General features: G+C 74.5%; 12 protein-coding genes. 5 read left to right on the top strand and 7 right to left on the bottom strand.

The genetic code is table 11. From position 1 onward, the window contains the following. The gene (locus tag DEU31_RS13550; protein WP_010551472.1) at nucleotides 1–1,332 is read right to left on the bottom strand and encodes a CBS domain-containing protein; all 1,332 of its coding nucleotides are present in this window, start codon (nucleotides 1,330–1,332) and stop codon (nucleotides 1–3) included. Then, the gene (locus DEU31_RS13545) at nucleotides 1,329–2,819 is read right to left on the bottom strand and encodes an aminopeptidase P family protein (protein ID WP_243733847.1); all 1,491 of its coding nucleotides are present in this window, start codon (nucleotides 2,817–2,819) and stop codon (nucleotides 1,329–1,331) included. The genes DEU31_RS13550 and DEU31_RS13545 overlap by 4 nt, the downstream gene beginning before the upstream one ends. 91 nt (nucleotides 2,820–2,910) lie before the next feature. Between DEU31_RS13545 and DEU31_RS13540 the strand changes: the two genes are divergently transcribed. Further along, nucleotides 2,911–3,795: a PHP domain-containing protein gene (locus DEU31_RS13540; RefSeq protein ID WP_133677524.1), complete on the top strand. Its 885-nt coding sequence runs from the start codon at nucleotides 2,911–2,913 to the stop codon at nucleotides 3,793–3,795. Between the two features lie 144 nt (nucleotides 3,796–3,939). Here the strand turns inward: DEU31_RS13540 and DEU31_RS13535 are convergent, their stop codons facing one another. The 4 genes from DEU31_RS13535 to DEU31_RS13520 all read right to left on the bottom strand — a co-directional run bounded on the left by DEU31_RS13535 (nucleotide 3,940) and on the right by DEU31_RS13520 (nucleotide 8,618). Beyond that, nucleotides 3,940–5,709, bottom strand: coding sequence for a DEAD/DEAH box helicase (locus DEU31_RS13535; RefSeq protein ID WP_243733846.1), 1,770 nt, complete (start codon nucleotides 5,707–5,709; stop codon nucleotides 3,940–3,942). A 107-nt stretch (nucleotides 5,710–5,816) separates the two neighbouring features. Beyond that, nucleotides 5,817–7,595: a metallophosphoesterase gene (locus tag DEU31_RS13530; RefSeq protein WP_166649517.1), complete on the bottom strand. Its 1,779-nt coding sequence runs from the start codon at nucleotides 7,593–7,595 to the stop codon at nucleotides 5,817–5,819. Nucleotides 7,596–7,599: 4 nt separating this feature from the next. Then, on the bottom strand, nucleotides 7,600–7,821 hold the full coding sequence (locus DEU31_RS13525) for a DUF3107 domain-containing protein (RefSeq protein WP_133677522.1): 222 nt from the start codon (nucleotides 7,819–7,821) through the stop codon (nucleotides 7,600–7,602). 134 nt (nucleotides 7,822–7,955) lie between these two features. Continuing rightward, nucleotides 7,956–8,618, bottom strand: a complete 663-nt coding sequence (locus tag DEU31_RS13520; protein ID WP_133677521.1) for a TetR/AcrR family transcriptional regulator — start codon at nucleotides 8,616–8,618, stop codon at nucleotides 7,956–7,958. Between the two features lie 116 nt (nucleotides 8,619–8,734). Between DEU31_RS13520 and DEU31_RS13515 the strand changes: the two genes are divergently transcribed. Together DEU31_RS13515 and DEU31_RS13510 are read left to right on the top strand one after the other, a co-directional pair. Beyond that, nucleotides 8,735–11,992 carry a UrvD/REP family ATP-dependent DNA helicase gene (locus DEU31_RS13515; RefSeq protein WP_133677520.1) on the top strand — a complete coding sequence of 1,086 codons (3,258 nt, stop codon included), beginning with the start codon at nucleotides 8,735–8,737 and terminating at the stop codon, nucleotides 11,990–11,992. After that, nucleotides 11,989–15,399, top strand: coding sequence for an ATP-dependent DNA helicase (locus DEU31_RS13510; RefSeq protein WP_133677519.1), 3,411 nt, complete (start codon nucleotides 11,989–11,991; stop codon nucleotides 15,397–15,399). The genes DEU31_RS13515 and DEU31_RS13510 overlap by 4 nt, the downstream gene beginning before the upstream one ends. An 87-nt stretch (nucleotides 15,400–15,486) precedes the next feature. Here the strand turns inward: DEU31_RS13510 and DEU31_RS13505 are convergent, their stop codons facing one another. Next, nucleotides 15,487–16,479 carry a phosphotransferase gene (locus DEU31_RS13505; protein ID WP_133677518.1) on the bottom strand — a complete coding sequence of 331 codons (993 nt, stop codon included), beginning with the start codon at nucleotides 16,477–16,479 and terminating at the stop codon, nucleotides 15,487–15,489. 49 nt (nucleotides 16,480–16,528) lie between these two features. On the opposite strand from DEU31_RS13505, the gene nudC reads away from it, so the two are divergent. Together nudC and DEU31_RS13495 are read left to right on the top strand one after the other, a co-directional pair. Next, entirely contained in the window at nucleotides 16,529–17,446 is a 918-nt protein-coding gene (gene nudC, locus DEU31_RS13500) for an NAD(+) diphosphatase (protein WP_133677517.1), read from the top strand. A gap of 269 nt (nucleotides 17,447–17,715) precedes the next feature. Beyond that, nucleotides 17,716–19,845 carry an ATP-dependent DNA helicase UvrD2 gene (locus tag DEU31_RS13495; RefSeq protein WP_133677516.1) on the top strand — a complete coding sequence of 710 codons (2,130 nt, stop codon included), beginning with the start codon at nucleotides 17,716–17,718 and terminating at the stop codon, nucleotides 19,843–19,845. The last annotated feature ends 167 nt before the right edge of the window (nucleotides 19,846–20,012 follow it).

The raw sequence follows: 20,012 nt of genomic DNA, 5'->3' as shown, positions 1-20,012 counted from the left end.
TCAGCCCTCCTCGCCGCTGTCGCGCGCGGTGGCCCGCGCGATCTCGGACAGGTCGATCTGCCCGGTCGTCGCGGGGGGCTCGTCGTCCTGCTCGCGCCAGTCGTCGGGCAGCACGTGGTCGAGCACGTCGTCGACGGTGACCGCGCCGAGCAGGCGTCCGTCGTCGTCGACCACCGGGATGGAGACGAGGTTGTAGGTCGCCATCTCACGGGTCACGGTCGACAGCGGCACCGTCGGGGAGACGGCGACCCGGTCCTGGTCGATGATCTCGCCGACGGGACGGTCGGGCCGCTCCCGCAGCAGCTGCTGGAAGTGCACGATCCCGAGCAGGCGGCCGGTCGGGGTCTCGAGCGGGGAGCGGCACACGTGCACGGTCGAGGCGAGCGCGGCGTGGATCGCCTCGCGGCTGATCATCGCCAGGCAGTGCGCCACCGGGGTCTCGGGCGAGACGATCAGCGGCTCGGTCGTCATCATGCCGCCGGCGGTGTACTCGTCGTACGCCATCAGGCGGCGCACGTCCTCCGCCTCCTCGGGCTCCATCAGGTTCAGCAGCTGGGAGGCGACCGCATCGGGCAGCTCCTGGACGAGGTCCGCCGCGTCGTCGGGGTCCATCACGTCCAGCACGTCGGCGGCGCGCTTGGCGTCCAGGCCCGTGACGACCTCGACGCGGATGTCCTCGGGCAGCTCCTCGAGCACGTCGGCGAGCCGCTCGTCGGCCAGCTCCCCGGCCAGCTCTATCCGGCGCTTGGCCTCCAGCTCCTGGATGATCTCGGCGAGGTCGGCGGGGTTGAGGTCCTGGTAGGAGGCGGCGAGCAGGTGGGCGGACTGCTCCGCCTGCGTGCCGAACAGGCCCGTCACCTCGCGCAGGTCGACGGTGAGCGTCTCGCCGCGCGAGACCAGCCGGCCCAGCGACCCGCCCGCGCGGCGCCGGCGCACATGCAGGCGCGAGATCGTCCAGTCGCGGTGGCGGTCCTGGTCCAGGGCGATGTCCAGCACGGTCGCCTCGCCGGAACCGTCGGAGAGGGTCACCACCCGGTCCAGCAGGTCGCCGAGCACCAGCAGCTCGCCGGTGCGCTTCTCGAAGCGGCGCACGTTCAGCACCCCGGTCGAGATCACCTGGCCGGGGGAGATGGAGGTGACCCGGGTGATCGGCAGGAACACGCGCCGCTTCGCCGCGACCTCGACCACGAACCCGACGGCGCGGGCGCTGCTGCGGGTCTGCGGCACCACCACCACGTCGCGGACCGTCGCCACCGCGTCCCCGATCGGGTCGAAGACGGAGGTGCCGACGAGCCTCGCCGCGTAGAAGCGGGGCGCCGCGGAGGTGCTCACGAGCGCAGCTCGGCGATCCAGGCCTCGACGTCCTCGGCACGTCGGGGCGCTCCGGCGGAGAGGTTCTCGACCCCGTCCTGGGTGACGAGGACGTCGTCCTCGATGCGCACGCCGATCCCGCGCAGCTCCTCGGGGACCAGCAGGTCGTTCTCCTTGAAGTACAGGCCGGGCTCGATCGTGAAGACCATCCCGGGCACCAGCTCCGCGTCGAGGTACATCTCGCGGCGGGCCTGGGCGCAGTCGTGCACATCCATGCCGAGGTGGTGACTGGTGCCGTGCGGCATCCAGCGCCGGTGCCACTGGCCCTCGGGGGCGAGGGACTCCTCGGCGGTGCCGGGCAGCAGGCCCCACTCCTCGAGGCGGGCGGCGAGGACCTTCATCGCGGCGATGTGCAGCTCGCGGAAGCGCAGCCCGGGCCGCGCGACCGCGAACGCTGCATCAGAGGCCTCGAGCACCGCGTCGTAGACCTTGCGCTGCACGGGCGAGAAGGTGCCCGAGACGGGGAGGGTGCGGGTGACGTCAGCGGTGTAGAGCGAGTCGATCTCGACACCCGCGTCGACGAGCACCAGCTCATCGGGCCGCACGGCGCCGTCGTTGCGGGTCCAGTGGAGGGTGCAGGCGTGGTCGCCGGCCGCGGCGATCGTGTCGTAGCCGACGCCGTTGCCGTCGGCGCGGGCGGTCGCCGCGAAGACGCCCTCGATGACCCGCTCGCCGCGAGGATGGCCGACGGCCTGGGGGAGGTTGCGGATGACGTCCTCGAAGCCGCGCAGCGTCGCCTCGACGGCCAGACGCATCTGGCGCACCTCGTACTCGTCCTTGACCAGCCGGGCCTCGCTGGCCGCCTCGCGCAGGGCGGCGTTCTCGGCGGCGGCCTCCTCCCCGCCGGGCAGACCGTTCTGGGAGCGGATCTCCTGGACCATCGCCTCGATCGACGCGTCGACCTCGGGCACGACCGACAGCGACAGCTGGGCGCCGACGTCCTTGGCGAGGTGGTCGCGCAGCTCGTCGATGTGGCGCACCTCGATGCCGAGCCGCTGTGAGGCCTCCGCGACGGTGGGTCGACGGCCCACCCACATCTCGCCGTAGCGGGAGTCGGCGTAGAACTCGCTGGAGTCGAAGCCGGCGCGGGGCCGGAAGAAGTAGGTCGCGATCGAGACCGTCGGGTCCTCCGACGACGGCTCGACGACGAGCACGCTGTCAGGCTCCTCGTCGGTGCCGAGCCCCGAGTAGTACGCGAAAGCGGTGTCGGGGCGGAAGGGGTAGTCGGTGTCGTTCGAGCGCACCTTCAGCACACCGGCGGGCAGCACCAGCCGCGTCCCCGGCAGGCGGCGCACCAGCGCGTCACGACGCTCCGGCGTGAAGTCCGCGGACTCGCGCCGCTCGGCGTCCGGCACCGTCTCGTCCCAGCCGGAGGCGATGAACTCGCGGAACGCCGCGTTGTCGGGGCGCTGAGAGCGGGAGTCACCCCGGGAGGCGAGGTCCTTCATCCGGTCCCCGCTGGTGGTGGCGTCGGTGCTGGTGTCGGTGTTCTCGGTGCTCACCCCACGATGTTCTCACGCCTCGGTCTACCCTGGGCGCATGAGTGAGCGGTCCTACTCCGGCGCGAGGCAGCGCATCGATCTCCACGCGCACAGCACGTGCTCGGACGGGACGACGTCGGTGCCGGACCTCTTCGCGCAGGCCCAGGCGGTCGGGCTGGACGTGATGGCCCTGACCGATCACGACACCGTCGAGGGCTGGCCGCAGCTGCCCGCCGCGGTCGCCGCCACCGGCGTCGCGGCGGTGCCGGGGATCGAGGTCTCCTCCGAGCACGGGCACCGCAGCGTGCACCTGCTGGCCCTGCTGGTGGACCCCTCCGAGGGCACGGCCCTGGCCGCCGAGATGGCCGAGGCGCGCTTCTCCCGCATCGAGCGGGCCCGGCGCATGGTCGAGCTGATCGGTCGCGACCACCCCCTCACCTGGGACGGCGTGCTCGCCCAGGTGGCGGGGGAGGAGACCGTGATCGGCCGGCCCCATATCGCCGACGCCCTGGTCGCGGCCGGGGTGGTGCCCGACCGGTCGGCGGCCTTCGAGGAGATCCTGCGCGGGTCCGGCCCCTACTACGTGCCCTACTACGCGCCCTCGCCGTTCGAGGCGGTCGCCGCGATCCGGGAGGCCGGCGGCGTCTCCGTGATCGCGCATCCCGGCTCGGTCACCCGCGACGACGATCTGCCGGTCGAGCTGCTCGAGGAGCTCGTGGAGGCAGGGCTCGACGGCGTGGAGGTGCACCACCGCGAGCACGACGACGCGGAGCGGGAGCGGTTGCAGAGCTTCGCCGACCGGCACGACCTGCTGGTCACCGGCGGCAGCGACTTCCACGGCACGGGCAAGCCGAACCTGCTCGCCGAGAATCTCACCGATCCTGCGGTGCTCGCGGAGATCGAGCGCCGCGCGACGAGCGGGACCCGCGTCATCAGGCCGTGAGCGGACGCGGGCACCGCGGCGGCGGCCCGGGCCGCTCGGTGCCTTCCCGCGTGGCCCACGCGGCTCGGACATGACGCGCACTGCAACGCCGACGGGCCCCGACACGATCGATCGTGTCGGGGCCCGTCGGTCAGGTCGGAGGGCTCAGCTCTCGGAGCTGCCGTTCGAGGAACCGCCGTCCGAGGACCCGCCGCGGCTGCGACCGCGACCGCCGCGCGAGCGACGACGACGGTTCGAGGAGCCGCCGGCGGGCTCGGAGGAGCCGCCCTTGTCCTCGGGACCGGTCGACGAGGACTCGGCACCGGTGCTCTGCTCGGCGACGACCTCGCCGTTCACGCGGCGGGTGCGGGAGCGCGAGCGGGTGCGGCGGGGCTTCTCGCGGTCCTGCTCGCCACGGGCGGGGGCGTCCTCGCGGGAGCGGCCGCTGCTCTCGGTGTCGGCCGTCTGCTCGTGGGACTCCTCGTCCCGGCTGCGGCGCTCGCCCCGGGAGCGGCCCTCGCCGCGCCCACGGCCCTCGCCACGGCCTCCGTCGCGACCGCCGCGGCCGGAGTCACGACCTCCGCGCCCGCCCTCGCGCGGGGCGCGACCGGCCGAGCCGGGACCGCCGAGGTCCTCGATCTCCTCCGCGTCCAGGCCCTGGCGCGTGCGACGGTCCTTGGGCAGCGTGCCCTTGGCGTCGGTCGGGATGTCGAGATCGGTGAAGAGATGGTCGGAGGTCGAGTAGGTCTCCACCGCCTCGGTCGACTCCAGCCCCAGCTGCCGGGCGATGAGAGCCCAGCGCGCCAGGTCCTCCCAGTCCACGAAGGTGATCGCGGTGCCCTTCTTGCCCGCGCGGCCGGTGCGGCCGGTGCGGTGGAGGTAGGTCTTGTCGTCGTCGGGGCAGTTCCAGTTCACGACGTGGGTGACGTCGGTGACGTCGATGCCGCGGGCGGCGACGTCGGTCGCGACCAGGACGTCGATCTTGCCGTTGCGGAAGGCGCGCAGCGCCTGCTCGCGGGCTCCCTGGCCGAGGTCGCCGTGCAGCGGAGCCGCGGCGAAGCCGCGGTCGGCGAGGTCGCCGGCCACCCGGTCGGCCTGGCGCTTGGTGCGCATGAAGATGATCGACAGGCCACGGCCGCGGGCCTGCAGCACGCGTGCCATCACCTCGATCTTGTCGAGCTGGTGGGCGCGGTAGACGACCTGCTTGATGTCCGCCTTGGTGCGGGACTCGTCGCCGGGGTCGTGGGCGCGGATGTGGGTGGGCTGCTTCATGAACCGCCGTGCCAGCGCCATGATCGGTCCCGGCATCGTGGCGGAGAACAGCATCGTCTGACGGTTGCTCGGCACCGCCTGGAGCAGCTTCTCGATGTCCTCGAGGAAGCCGAGGTCGAGCATCTCGTCGGCCTCGTCGAGCACCGCGGTGCGCACCTGGGACAGGTCCAGGTGCTTCTGGCGCATCAGGTCGATGAGGCGGCCCGGCGTGCCGACGACCACCTCGACGCCCTTCTCGAGCGCTTCGATCTGCGGCTCGTAGGCGCGGCCGCCGTAGACGGTGAGGATCCGGATCGGACGCTTCGCGGAGGCGGTCTCGAGGTCGTGGGCGACCTGCACCGCGAGCTCGCGGGTGGGCAGCACCACGAGGGCCTGCGGCTTCCCGATCGGGCGGTCGTCCGGGTTCGGCTCGCCGGGGGCGACGGAGCTCTGCAGCAGCGGGATGCCGAAGCCGAGGGTCTTGCCCGTGCCGGTCTTGGCCTGGCCGATGATGTCGCGGCCGCGGAGCGCGACCGGGAGGGTCAGCGCCTGGATCGGGAAGGGCGTGGTGATGCCCTTGGCGGCGAGGGCCTCGACGATGTCGGCGCGGACGTCGAAGTCGGCGAAGGTCTGCTGCGGGTCGGTGGTGCCGGAGCTCTGCTCGACGGCGGGGGAGGCCGACACGGCCTCATCGGTGTGCGGGATCGTTTCAGGCACCGTTCAACTCTCTGGTCATGGATGTGCATGGCCATGGTAGCCCTCGGGGCATCCTCGCCGTGCGGAACTGCGGTCTACCCCTCGCCGCTGTCGCTCGCGCCCGGCGCGGGGCTCACCGGGTCGGTGGGCGTGACGCGGTCCTCGTCCGGCAGGCCCTCGCCGGGGGCGACCTCCTGCTCCGGCGGGACCGTGCCGTCGGGGGTCTCGACGCCCTCGGGCACCTCGAGCTCGGCGTCCTCCTGCGGCATCTGGGAGCGGTGGATCGAGACGGAGACCAGGCCCAGCCCACCCATGGTGATGTCGTCGTAGGCGACGAGGCGTCCGGTCTCCCGGTCGAAGTAGAGCATCCTCGCGGTGAGGTCCAGCGGATCATCGCCCTGCAGCACAGGGGCGACGCCTCCGGAGGCGAGGGCACCGCCGGTGGAGCCGACAGTGAGCCAGTCGGTGCCGGAGCCCTCGCGGTCCAGCTCGACCTTCGAGGTGTGCATGTGGCCGGAGAGCACCAGCGGGGCGCGGCCCAGGACTCCGTCGGGCTGGGTCGGATCGTGCATCAGCGCCAGGTCAACGGGGTCCTCGGGATGGGCCTCGTCGTACGCCTCGATCGTGTCGCCGAGCTGGAAGGCGCTCGCGGCGACCGCGTCCTTGCCCTCCTGCCAGCCGCTGCCGATGTCGGAGTCGTCGTCGGCCGCGAAGCGGGGATCGCCGATCCCGGCGATCGTCAGGCCCGCCACCTCGACCACCTCGTTGTCGACCACGGTGGCGTTCGGCTGCTCCTCGATGGTGGCTGCGGCCGCGGCGCCGTCGTGGTTGCCGCTGATGTACACGTAGGGGACGTCCAGGGTGCCGATCGTGTTCAGCAGCTCGTTCTCGACCGGGGTGCCCCAGGAGACGATGTCGCCGGTGTCGATCACGGCGTCGATCGCGAACTGCGTGTGCAGCTGCTCGATCACGTCGTAGGCCTGCGGGTTGTCGTGGATGTCGGAGACGTGCAGCACCGTGACCAGGTTCTCCTGGTACAGCCCCACGGGCAGGCTGTCCGCCGCGATGTACAGCGCCGAGACCTGCCCCACGAACTCCGCGAGGGTGTCGCGATAGCTCGCGTAGTCCTGCGCGGTCGCCTCGCCGAGGTCCGCGATGTACGCGGCCTGAGAGAGCAGCCCCTCGAAGCGGGGCTGGGTCAGGGCGGCGGGGGAGAAGGTCACCGCCGTCGCGCCGACGGAGACGCCGACCAGCGCGACGGCGCTGCCGCCCGCGACCAGGGAACGGCGCACCCGGCGGAAGGTGAGGCCGACGGCGAGACCCGCACCGACGGCCGCGAACAGGGCGTTCATCGCCGCATTGCGCGCCGCGGCCGCCGTGATCGCCTCCGGGGCGCTGTTCTGCAGCTCGGCGAAGCCGGTGTCGGAGTAGAAGAGCGCCTCGGCCTTCTCGACGTCGACGCCCTTGACCCGTGCCTCGATCGACACCGGCGCTGCGTGGGTGTCGAAGGAGACCTCGCCGATCGGCGGGAGCAGCAGCACCGTGTCCGAGGAGAGGGAGGGGCGCACGTGCACCGAGGCGGTCAGCGGGCCGACCTCGACCTTCGAGTCCGGCACCAGCAGAAGCCCGAGGATCGCGCCGAGCACCGCGACTACGGCGGTGGCGGTCACCTGCAGCGCCCGGGCACGGCGACGGCGCCGACGGCGGGCTCTCGCCTCGTCCGTCGGCGCCGGCTGTGCGGGGTGCTCGTCCTCGCGATCCTCCGCGGACCCGTCGGTCCCTGTGGGGCCGGCGTCGTCCGGGGACCCGGTCCCTCCCGCTGCTGCCGCTCCCGCGGCGTCGTCCGCGGGGTCCGGCTCCTCGGGGGTGGTCACGTCCTCAGCCGAGGAAGCCGACGCGGCGGGGCTCCTCGGTGGAGACCTCGGCGTAGGCGAGCTTGGCACCGGGGATCAGGACCTTCTTGCCCTTGTCGTCCACCAGGGTGACCGGGCTGCCGTCGACGACTGCGGCATTGAGACGCTCGATCACCGTCTCGGCGTTCTCGTCGGACTCGATCACGAGCTCGCGGGGGGAGTGCTGGATGCCGATGCGGATCTCCATGACCTGACCTTCCCTCCGCGCACGGGCGGAGACGGGAGTGCTGTTCAGGACGAGTCTACGTGGACCCTCGGGCGCTCCGGCGCGCGTACGCCGCGGGCGGAACCGCGTCCCGTACGCGAGGGGCGAGCCCGTGCTCAGGGGTGGGAGGCGTCCTGCTCGGGTGCCGGGTCGTCGGCGTCCGCACGCTCGGCGCCGGTCTGCTCCACCGGTGTGAAGCCCGTCAGGCCGTCGACCACCACGGCGGTCACGGTGCTGAGGATCTCGTCTCGCTCCTCGTCGTCGGCGGCGTCGTGGAGCTGCTGGGCGGTGGTCTGGGCGATGCCGATCAGGCCCCGGCCGAGGATCCTCGCCTGACCGGTGCTCAGCGCGCGATACGAGAGCAGCACCCCCGCCAGCTCGATCGACATCTCGTCGAGGATCCGGGTGACCCGCTCCTTGACCTCGTCCGAGACGACCTCGTGGCCGGTGAACAGGCGCAGCGAGTTCTTCAGCGACATGAGCTCGTAGAAGCGGCGCATGCCGAGCCGGACCCGGTCCTCGGCGTCGCCGCCGCGCCCGGCCATGTCGCGGACCTCGACGAGCATCGCCTCGCCGATCACGTCGAGGACCTCGACGTAGAGGGCCTCCTTCGAGCGGAAGTGCTGGTAGAGGACGGGCTTGGTGACCCCGGCGGCAGTGGCGATGTGGTCCATCGAGGTGGCCTGGTAGCCCTTCTCGGTGAACACCTCGGTGGCCAGTCGCAGCAGCTGCGAGCGACGCTGCTCGCGGGGCATCCGGGAGGTGGTGGGCGAGGACATGAGGTCAACCTCCGGAATCCGACATTAGGGACATCGGGTGATCCCGCACACTGTACCGCCGTCGGAGGCCTGCGCGGAGGATCCCGGACGTCAGGGCTATGGGGTCCAATGGTCCCATGCGACGCACCGGCACCATCACGGGGGAGGGCATCCGCCTGCTCGGGCCCGATCTCGAGGCGCTTCCCGCGCTGCTGCCCGCCGCGCAGCTGGACTCGGGTCAGCGACGCGCCCTCGACGCCGTCACCGCCGGTCACCACGTGATCGTCCATGGCGGGCCCGGCAGCGGGCGCACCGCCCTCGCGCTCGCCGCGGCCGACGCCGCCGGGGAGGACGCTCTGCTGCTGGCACCGCGCCGCCTCGCCGCCGGGCGCCTGCGCGACGCGCTCGCCGTCCACGGACAGGGCACGGCCCGCGCCATGACCCCGCCCGCCCTCGCCCATGCGATCGCCCGCGCCGACGCGCTGCGGCGAGGGCTGGGCGAGCCGACCCTGGTCACCGGCGCAGAGCAGGACACCCTGCTCGCCGAGCTGATCGCCGAGCGCTCCTCCTGGCACCTGGACGTCGACCCCGGCGCACGCACCCTGCCCGGCTTCCGCACCGAGCTGCGCGACCTGATCACCCGCGCCGGGGAGCTGGGGCTGGGGCCCGGGGCGCTCGAGGAGCTCGGCCGCGAGCACGACCGCCCCGCCTGGCGCGACGCCGCGGCGCTGCTGCGCGACTACCTCGGCGTGCTCGACCTCGAGGCCTCCGCCGCGCTCGACGCCGGCCCTCGCCTCGACTCCGGCGCGCTGGTGCGCCGCGCCGCCGTGCTCCTGGCGGACCCGACCCTCCCCGCCCCCTTCCGCACCGTGGTGGTCGACGACGCCCAGGACCTCACCGCCGCCGGCATCGACCTCGTCGCCGCGCTCGCCACGGCCGGGGCGAAGGTGCTGGTGACCAGCTGCCCCGATGCGGCGGTGGACACCTTCCGAGGCGCCCTGCCCGATGCCGCCGCCCGGCTGCGCGAGGCCCTGCCCGGCGTGCCGCTCGAGATCACGCTGGACGGCGCGCACCGCGGCGAGGAGCCGCTCGTCGCCGTGGTCGACGCGCTGCGGGGCAGGCTCCCGCTCGCGGGCGCCCCGGCCGCGTCCCGTCGGCCCCGCGCCGAGCGACCGGGAGGGCTCGTGGCGCTGCGCGCCGCGGACCCGCTGGACGAGGCGCGGCTGATCGGCTCCGCCCTGCGCGACCTCCACCACCGCGAGGGCGTCGACTACGACGACATGGCCGTGGTGTGCCGCTCCGGCGCGGCCGTCGCCGACGTGGCCGACCTTCTCTCCCGCACCGGACTGCCCGTCCGGGTCCCGCGCCGCCCCCAGCCGCTGCGCGACGTCGCCGTGGTCGACGACCTGCTCACGGTCCTCGAGCTCGGCCTCGCCCCCGCCGGCACCCCGCTCGAGGCCCGCACCGCGACCGCGCTGCTGCGCGGCCCCTTCGGCGACGCCGACGACCTGCGCCTGCGCCGCATCCGCCGCCTGCTGCTGGCCGCCCATCGCGCGGAGGAGGCGAGCGCAGCAGGGGAGGACCTGACGAGATCGAGAGAGTCGCGGGAGAGCGGCTCCGAGGAGCCCGCCTCGGCCGAGCACCGCACGGAGGATGCCCCCGCCCCGCCGGTCACGAGCGAGGAGCTGCTCGCCCGCGCCCTGGTCGAGGACGAGGTGCCCGGCCTTCCCGCCGCGGACGCCCGCGACCGCGCCGCCGCCCCCGTGCACCGCCTGCGCGACATGATCCGCGCCGTCCGGGAGCACCGCGAGGACGGCGCCGAGCAGGTGCTCTGGCACGCCTGGGACGCCTCCGGCCTCGCCGGCGGCTGGCGCCGCGCCGCCCTCGGCGACGCCGGGGACGTGGACGGCGCCCGCGCCCGGATGGCCGCGGCGAGGCTGGACGCGCTGCTGGAGCTGTTCGCCGCCGCCGAGCGCCTCACCGAGCGCCGCCCCGGCGCCGGAGCCCTCGACCTCGTCGAGCAGATCCGCGCCCAGGCCGTCGTCGAGGACACCCTCGCCCCGGCCGCCGCCGCCCGTGGCCGGATCGACGTGCTCACCCCCGCCCAGCTCGCCGGCGAGCACCGCGACACCGTCGTGCTCGCCCGCCTCCAGGAGGGCGCCTGGCCGGACCTGCGCCTGCGTTCGACCCTCTTCGGCGCCGCGGACCTCTCCCTGCTCGCCGGCCCCCGCGCCGCCGACCCCGCCCCGGGCCCCGAGGCGCTGCGCGCCCTGCAGCGCGAGCAGGTCCTCGCCGACGAGCTGCGCCTGGCCGTCAGCGCCCTCGCCCGCGCCCGGACCCGCGTGCTGCTCACCGCGATCGAGGGCGAGCAGGAGGAGCCCTCCGCCCTCTTCGACGTGCTCGAGGACGCGGCGGGGGAGCCGTGGATCGACCCCGAGGTGCTGCGCCGCGACCCGGGCCCCGCCCCCGACGCGCGCCGCCTCGTCGCCGCGCTGCGCCGCCGCCTGCACGAGGAGGACCCCGTCCGCTCCCGCGACGCGGCCCTCGCCCTGGAGGCCCTGGGCCGCGCCGGCGCCCCCGGCACCGACCCCGGCCGCTGGTACCACCAGCAGCCCAGCTCCACCGCACCGCTGCACGGCCCGGACGACCCGATCACCCTCTCGCCCTCCGCTCTCGAGCGCGCCGTGGACTGCCCCCAGTCCTGGCTGATGGAGCGCGCCGGCGGCACCCGCGCGGGCGGCCCCGCCCAGCTGCTCGGCACCGCGATCCACCACCTCGCCCAGATCCACCCCCGCGGCGAGGTCGATCTCCTGGACGAGCTGCACACCCTGCTGCGCGGCATGCCCGGCACCGACACCTGGTCCGGCCGCCGCCGCGTGCGCCACGCCGAGGACGCCGCCCGCCTGCTCACCGAGCACCTCCGCGTCGCCGGCGAGCCCCTCGCCGTCGAGGCGCCCTTCGAGGTGGCGCTGGACCGCGTCCGCCTGCGCGGCAGCATCGACCGGATCGAGGGCGATGCGACCGGGCTGCGGGTCGTGGACCTCAAGACCGGCCGCACCGCGAAGTCCGCCGCGAAGGCCGAGGAGGACCTGCAGCTGGCCGCCTACCAGGCCGCCGTGCGCGAGGGGGCGCTCGCCGAGCAGCTCGGGGAGGACGCCCCCGAGCGGCTGAACGGCGCCCAGCTCGTCTACGTCGGCACCGGCGGGAAGAAGGCCGCGGTGCGCACCCAGACCGCGCTGCCCCGCGCCGAGCACCCCGAATGGTTCGACGAGCTCGTCCGCGACGTGGCCCGGGAGGTCTCCGGGGAGCATGTCACGGCGCGCCGCAACGCCCACTGCGACCACTGCGCGGTGCGCTCCAGCTGCCCGCTCCAGCCCGAAGGAGAGCAGCTGTGACCACCGGCTCCGTCCATGTCCCCGCCCCCGGAGCTCCCGCCGCCCGGTACTCCGCCGCGCAGCTCGCGGCCCTGCTCGAGCAGCCTCCGCCCACCGCCGAGCAGACCTCCGTCATCGAGGCGCCGCTCGCGCCGATGCTGGTGGTCGCCGGCGCCGGCTCCGGGAAGACGGAGACCATGGCCTCCCGGGTGGTGTGGCTGATCGCCAACGGGATCGTCGAGCCGCGCCAGGTGCTGGGCCTGACCTTCACCCGCAAGGCCGCCCATGAGCTCGGCGAGCGGATCGGCGCCCGCCTCGCCACCCTCGCCGCGGCCCTCCGCGGGGCCGGGGAGGAGCTGCCGCCCGGCCTCGAGCGCGGCGGCGACGAGCTCGTCGGCCAGCGTCCCCTGGTCCACACCTACAACGGCTTCGCCCTGGACCTGGTGCGCGAGCACGCCCTCGCCGTCGGCATCGACCCGGACCTGACCATGATGTCCGCCTCCGCCTCCTGGCAGCTCGCCCACGAGATCGTCGAGGGCTGGGACGACTCCCTGGACCTCGAGGCCTCCCCGGCCACGCTCACCGCCGGGCTGCTCTCGCTGAGCTCCTCGCTCGCCGACCACCTCGTCACCCCCGAGCAGCTCGAGACGCATCTGCGCGAGATCCGCGACCACCTCTCCCAGATCCCGCTGCAGGTCGAGGGCAGGCGACGCACCACCCCGAAGGACGTCGCGAAGGTCATCGACCAGCTCGAGCAGCGCCTGGCCCTGATCCCGCTGCTGCGCCGCTTCGCCGAGATCCGCACCGCCGACTCCGCACTGGACTTCTCCGACCAGGTCTCCCTCGCCGCCCGCGTCGCCCGCGAGGTCCCCGCCGCCGCGACCCTCGCCCGCCGCATGCACCGCGTGGTGCTGCTGGACGAGTTCCAGGACACCTCGGTCGCCCAGCTGCGCATGCTCACCGACCTCTTCGGCCCCGGCCACGCCGCCTGCGCCGTCGGCGACCCGCAGCAGGCGATCTACGGCTGGCGCGGCGCCTCGGCCGCCTCCCTCGCCGGCTTCGCCGACGCCTTCGCCACCGAGGAGCAGCCGGTCCTCCAGCGCACCCTGTCCACCTCCTGGCGCAACGACGAGGCCGTGCTCGCCGTCGCCAACCGCGTCGCCGCCCCGCTGCGCGCCGCCGGCGCCGGGATCGAGATCCCCGAGCTGCACCCCCGCCCCGGCGCGGGGGAGGGAGCCTGCGAGATCCTCGAGGCGGCCGACGAGCGGGCCGAGGCGAGGGCGATCGCGGACTGGATCCTCGCCCGTCGCGCCGAGGACGGACGCGACGCCGGGGACGGCGCCGGCCCCGCCGATGCCCCGCCCGCCTCCGCCGCGGTGCTCGTGCGCGCCCGCCGCCAGATCCCCGCCCTCGTCGCCGGGCTCGAGGAGAGGGGGCTGCCCGCCCAGGTCGTCGGCCTCGGCGGTCTGCTGCACCGCCCCGAGGTCGCCGACGTGCGGGCACTGCTCGAATGCGCCCACGACCCCGGCCGCGGCGACGCCCTGATGCGCCTGCTCACCGGGCCGCGGATCCGGCTCGGCGCCCGCGACCTCGCCGTCCTCGGCCGCTGGCGGGACCGGATGGGGTCCCGTCGACGGGCCGGCGCGGGCGAGGCCGGGGCCGTCGGCGCCCGGGACGAGGCCGAGGAGGTCTCCCTCGTCGACGCGGTCGACGACCTGCCGCCCGCGGACTGGACCGACCCCTCAGGCCGCGCCCTCACCCCCGTCGGCCGGGAGCGGCTGCTGCACCTCCAGCAGATGCTGCGCGAGATGCGGCGCCTGCTCCCGCTGCCCCTGCCGGACCTGGTCACCGCCGCGATCCGGGTGCTCGAGGTGGACCTCGCGCTGCTGGAGACCGCCCCGGGCACCGGTGCGCTCGCCGACCTCGAGGCGTTCCGCGACCACGCCGCCTCCTTCGAGCGCACCGCCCGTCGCGGCGGCCTCGGCGCCTATCTCGACCTGCTCGAGATCAGCGAGGACGAGGAGGCCGGGCTCTCCGTCACCGCCGCGCCCGAGCAGGCCCACGACCCCGCCGCCGTGACCATCGTGACCATGCACTCCGCCAAGGGCCTGGAGTGGGACCTGGTCGCCGTCGCCGGTCTCACCGAGGGCTCCGTCCCCTCCTATGACCTGCGCCGCGCGAAGGCCGACGAGACCGGGCGGGTGCGCGTGCCCGGCGACGGCTGGCTCGGCAAGCTCGCCGGCGCCTCCGTCCCCACCGCCCTGCGCGGCGATGCGGACACCCTGCCCGAGCTCGCCTGGGCCGAGGCCGACACCCAGGTCGACGCCGAGGGGATCATCCAGGAGTACCGCTTCGCGCAGGGCGAGGAGGCGCTGGCCGAGGACCGTCGCCTGATGTACGTCGCCGTCACCCGCGCCAGGCGCCGCCTGCTGCTGACCTCCGCCGCCTGGCGCGAGGGGGTGCGCACCCCGCGGCCCCGCTCCCGCTATCTCACCGAGGCGGCGCCGCTGGTGCCCGAGGCGTTCCGCTCTGCGCAGGAGGTGCCGGAGGATAACCCGCTGGAGTCCGAGCGGCCCACCGCCACCTGGCCGCCCGCTTCGGGCGAGGCCGAGCAGGCCCGCGCCCGCGCCGCCGCCCGCCTCGCCGAGGTCGCGCAGGAGCAGCCCGCTCCGGAATCCGACCCCGCAGTCCCCGCGTCGGCCGAAGGGATCGAGGCGCCCGCCCTCGCCGACCCGGAGCTCGAGGAGCTCGTGCGCCGTGCGCTGGCCGACCTCGCCCAGCACGCCGCCGCACCCGCCGTGCACTCCCCGCCGCGGCTCTCCGCCTCCCAGGTGGTGGCGCAGGCCCGCGACCCGCAGGCCGCCGCGATCGAGCTGCTGCGCCCGCTGCCGCGCCGCCCCTCGCCGGCCGCCGTGCGCGGCACCGCCTTCCACGCCTGGCTCGAGACCCGGTTCGGCAGCGCGACCCTGCTGGATCTCGAGGACCTCGCCGATCTCGAGGACCCGGAGGAGGAACGCGCCCTCGCCGACGCGCGCGCCCTGCGCGAGGCCTTCGAGGCCTCCGACTGGGCGCACCGCAGCCCGATCGCGGTCGAGCAGCCGGTCACCACCCGGATCGGCGAGATCGGCGTGCGCGGCGTGATCGACGCGGTCTTCGCCGAGCCCGAGGGCGGCGACGGCACGGCCGGGCCCGACGGCACCGGCGGAGTGATCATCGTGGACTGGAAGACGGGCCGCACGCCCCGCCCCGCTCAGCTGCGCGAACGCTCCCTGCAGCTCTCGCTCTACCGCCTGGCCTGGCACGAGCGGACCGGGCTGCCGCTCCGGAACATCCGCACGGCCTTCCACTTCGTGGCCGACGGGATCACCCACGAGGTCACCGAGCACCCCTCCCGCGAACGGATCGCGGAGATGCTGGCGGGCGAGTGACGCGGCCGGAAGGCCGAGTCCGCCGCGGGCTCATGCCGGCCGGGGCCTTCCCGGACGACCGATGTCGGTGAGGGAGCTGGGTCTCGCTCAGGCCTCGGAGCGGGCGCTCTCGGCGGACCGCCCGCCGTCCTCGTGCGCGTTCATCTCGTCGTAGGTGCGCTCGGCCTCCTCGCGCGCGATCTGGGCGAGGTCCGCGTCGAGATCGGCGATCATGCCGCGGGCATCGGCGACGATGTCCTCGTCCTCGATCTCCAGGCCGTGCTCGAGCCACTCCGCGACCGCGAACTCGCCCAGCGCCTGCGCCCGCTCCATCAGCCGGGGATGGCTCGAGGTGGGCAGCTCCTCGCGGTACGCGGCGTACAGGGAGTCGAACCGCTCCGGGTCCAGCGAGGAGATCAACCAGGCCAGATCCGCCGCGGGATCGCCGACGATCGAGGAGGACCAGTCCCGCACTGCGCTGAGGCGCCGGCCCGAGACGAACAGGCTCTCCTCGGACAGGTCCCCGTGGATGAACTGGGGGGTGAAGTCCCACAGCTCCTGATCGGCCAGCAGCGCGTCCCAGCGCTGCGCGACCGCGGCGGGCAGGTGCCCGGCGGCGTGGACCTTGTCGATCCGGGCACGGTGGCGGGCGTGCAGCACCTCCGGGGTGAAGGACTCCACCCCTGCGGACTCCGCCGCGTAGCGCGGCACGGTGTGGATCCGGGCGAGGACCTCGCCGAGGGAGCGGGCGAGCTCCTCGCTGTCCTGGAGGTCGTCGAGCATGAGCGGCCGGCCGACGGGGGCCTCGGTCACCGCGCTGCGCCCGCCCTCGGGGAGCTTGACGTAGCCGAGCACGGGCGGGATCACGGCCTTCAGCGGGGTCCCGGTGAGGGCATCGGCGACGCGCAGGTCGCGCTCGAGACGGATCCCGGCGGCCGTGGTGGCGGGGGAGTGGACCAGCACTCGGCGGCCGTCCTCCGCGACCACTCCGGCGACGTCGAGATCCTCGACCGGGGTGGCGATGGAGGAGGTCCGCACCGGGGCCAGCCCGGGGACCGCCGCCGCGGCGAGGGCAGCCATGGAGTAGGAGTTGCGATGCACGCGTCCACCGTACCCGCCCCGACCCCGCGCGCCGGTTAGGCTCGAGGCCATGCCGACGCTCCGTGGACCGCATCTCAGCACGCCCCTGACCCTCCTGGGCTCCGACCGCGACGCGCTGCTGCGCGGCGAGGACGGGGTGCTCGCCCCCGGCGAGGACGCCCGCTATCTCGTCACCCGCGCCGGGGCGGTCGCCCTGACCGAGGACGAGGACGGCACGCTGCACGCCGTGCTGGAGACCGAGGACCCCCGCGGCGGCACCACCCAGCCGCTGGTGCTGCTGGGCCGACGCGACGGCGTGCGGGTGCTCGCCGTGGAGATCCCCGAGCCGAGCCCCGAGCTCGACGACCCCGGCCGTGATCTGCGCGACCTCCGGCGGGTCGCGGACCGTCTGGCCGATGCGGACGCCGACCTCGCCGCAGCCGCGGTCGCGATGGGCGCCTGGCACCGCTCGATGCGGCACTGCCCGCTGTGCGGCGGGCTGCTCGCGCCCGAGATGGCCGGCTGGGTGCTGCGCTGCCGTGAGGACGGCGTCGAGCAGTTCCCCCGCACCGACCCGGCTGTGATCATGGCCGTGCGCGACGGCCAGGACCGCCTGCTGCTCGCCCGCAACGCCCACTTCCGCGGCCGCTTCCACTCGGTGCTCGCAGGCTTCGTCGAGCCCGGCGAGAGCCTCGAGAACGCCGTCGCGCGCGAGGTCGCCGAGGAGGTGGGCGTGGCCGTCACCGAGGTCGAGTACGTGGGCAGCCAGCCCTGGCCCTTCCCGCGCTCGCTCATGCTCGGCTACCGCGCCTGGGCGCCCGAGGCCGGCGAGCTCACCCTCCAGGACGAGGAGATCGCCGAGGCGCGCTGGTTCAGCCGCGAGGAGCTCGCCGCCGCGCTCGCGGCCGAGGAGATCGAGCTGCCCGGCCCCGCCTCGATGGGCCGCGCACTGATCGACGACTGGTACGGCCGCTCCGCCGAGGCCTGAGCGGCGCTCGCCGGCCCGGCTCGACCTGAGGGTTCCTGATCGACCTGCTGCCCTCGGCTCGGCATCAGCGAGGGCAAAGGTCAGGTGATGGCGCGTGGCGTGCCACTACGCCTATATGGGCATAGAGGCACGCCACGCGCCATCACCCGTGAGGTGCCCGGCCGAGACTGCCCCGGCCGCCCGTGCCCTGACGCCCCGGCGGGGTGTGAGGCACCCGCCGTCCACAGCACCCCGTGGTGCGTCGCACCGCCCTGGCAGGATGGAGGGCGATGACCGACCAGACCGCCGCCCCCGACGCCACCGCCCGCTCCGCCCCGCCAGATGCGGAATCGCTCCTCGCCGCGCTCGACCCCGAGCAGCGCGAGGTGGCGGGCAGCTTCGGCACGCCGCTGTGCGTGCTCGCCGGCGCCGGCACCGGGAAGACCCGCGCGATCACCCACCGCATCGCGTACGGCGTCAGCACCGGTCAGCTGAACCCCCGCCACGTCCTCGCCGTCACCTTCACCGCGAAGGCCGCCGCCGAGATGCGCTCGCGCCTGCGGGACCTCGGAGTGCCCGCCGTGCAGGCCCGCACCTTCCACTCCGCCGCGCTGCGCCAGCTGCGCCACTTCTGGCCCCGCGTCGTCGGCGGACCGATGCCCGACATCATCGCCAGCAAGTACGCCGGGGTGGGCGAGGCCTGCTCCCGCCTGCACCTCAGCGTGGACCGGGCGGCGCTGCGCGACATCGTCGCCGAGGTCGAGTGGTCGCGGGTGTCGATGCTGACCCCCGAGACCTATCCGGACGCGGCCGCGCAGGCCCGCCGCCCGGGCGTGGCGGGCTTCGACTCCCGCTCCATCTCCCGCATCCTCACCCAGTACGAGGAGGTGAAGAAGGAGCACAACGTCATCGACTTCGAGGACGTGCTGCTGCACATGGTCGGCTTCCTCACCGAGCGCGGCGACGTCGCCCGCGAGGTCCGCTCCCAGTACAAGCACTTCGTCGTCGACGAGTACCAGGACGTCTCCGCCCTGCAGCACGCGCTGCTGCGGCTGTGGCTGGGCACCTCCGACGACCTGTGCGTGGTGGGCGACGCCGCCCAGACCATCTACACCTTCGCCGGCGCCCGCGCCTCCTACCTCCTGGACTTCCGCAGCGAGTTCAAGCGCGCCCGCACCATCCGCCTCGAGCGCAACTACCGCTCCACCCCCGAGATCGTGCGCATGGCCAACACCGTCCTCGACGGCGCGCAGGGCCGCACCCGCGCCGGTCGTCTCACCCTCGTCTCCCAGCGCGATGCCGGGCCGCCGCCGCTGGTGGAGTCCTTCCCCGACGACGCCGCCGAGGCCGACGGGATCGCCGACCGCATCGGCGCGCTGATCGCCGAGGGCCGCACCGCCTCCGAGATCGCGATCCTGTTCCGCACCAACAGCCAGTCCGAGGCGTTCGAGCAGGCGCTCACCGCCCGCGGCATCGGCTACCTGGTGCGCGGCGGGGACCGCTTCTTCGAACGGCAGGAGGTGCGGCGCGCGATGGTGTCCCTGCGCGCCGCGACCCGCGTCGAGCAGCTCGACCCGGCCCGCGCCGTCCGCGACGTCCTCTCCCAGCAGGGCTGGTCCGAGCAGGCCCCGGACACCACCGGCGCGATCCGCGACCGCTGGGACTCGCTGAACGCCCTCGTCGGCCTCACCGACACCATCACCGCCCGGCCCGGCGCGACCATGGCCGACGTGGTCCGAGAGCTCGAGGAGCGGGCCGAGTCGCAGGCCGCGCCCGTCGTCGACGGCGTCACCCTCGCCTCCGTCCACGCCGCCAAGGGCCTGGAGTGGCCGGTCGTGTTCGTGGTCGGCGCGAGCGACGGGCTGCTGCCGATCTCCATGGCGAAGACCCCTGCCGAGGTCGAGGAGGAGCGGAGACTGTTCTACGTCGCCCTCACCCGCGCCCGCGACCTGCTCACCGTCAGCTGGGCCGCGGCCCGCACCCCTGGCGCCCGCGGCTCCCGCAAGCCCTCCCGCTTCCTCGACGGGGTGCTCGCCCATCCCGACTCCCCGCGCACCGCGCCCGGCCCCGGACCGCGCCGCACCGGCCGACGCTCCGCGACCGTCTACTCCGAGTGCCGGGTGTGCGGGCAGGGCCTCGTCTCCGCCGCCGAGCAGCGGCGCGGCCGCCACGACGGCTGCCCCTCCACCGCAGGGCCCGAGCTGCTCGCCGAGCTGCGCAGCTGGCGGCGCGAGGAGTCCGGCCGGCGCGGCGTCCCCGCCTACGCCGTGCTCACCGATGCCGCCCTCGAGGCCGTCGCCGAGCGTGCGCCCCGCACCGAGGAGGAGCTGCTGGCCGTGCCCGGGATCGGCCCCGCGAAGGTCTCCTCGTACGGCGCCGCGCTGCTGCAGATCCTCGCCGGACCCTCCGCGAAGGACTGAAACCGCAGGTCAAAAAATACTTCTGCATTCGCCGGGACGGGTGTAGAGTCGTCCACGTCAATCGTTCGGGTCGTGAGCCGGGAAGCCGGGGCACGCGCACAGAAAGGGGGTGGGTCTCGTGATCGTTTTCAGGAATCTGGCAGGAGCTGGCCTGCGCCCCCTCGGCG

The organism is Brachybacterium sp. AG952 (assembly GCF_004362645.1).
In the GTDB taxonomy this organism is placed as follows: domain Bacteria; phylum Actinomycetota; class Actinomycetes; order Actinomycetales; family Dermabacteraceae; genus Brachybacterium; species Brachybacterium conglomeratum.
This window is presented reverse-complemented; position numbering and strand designations above follow the sequence as displayed.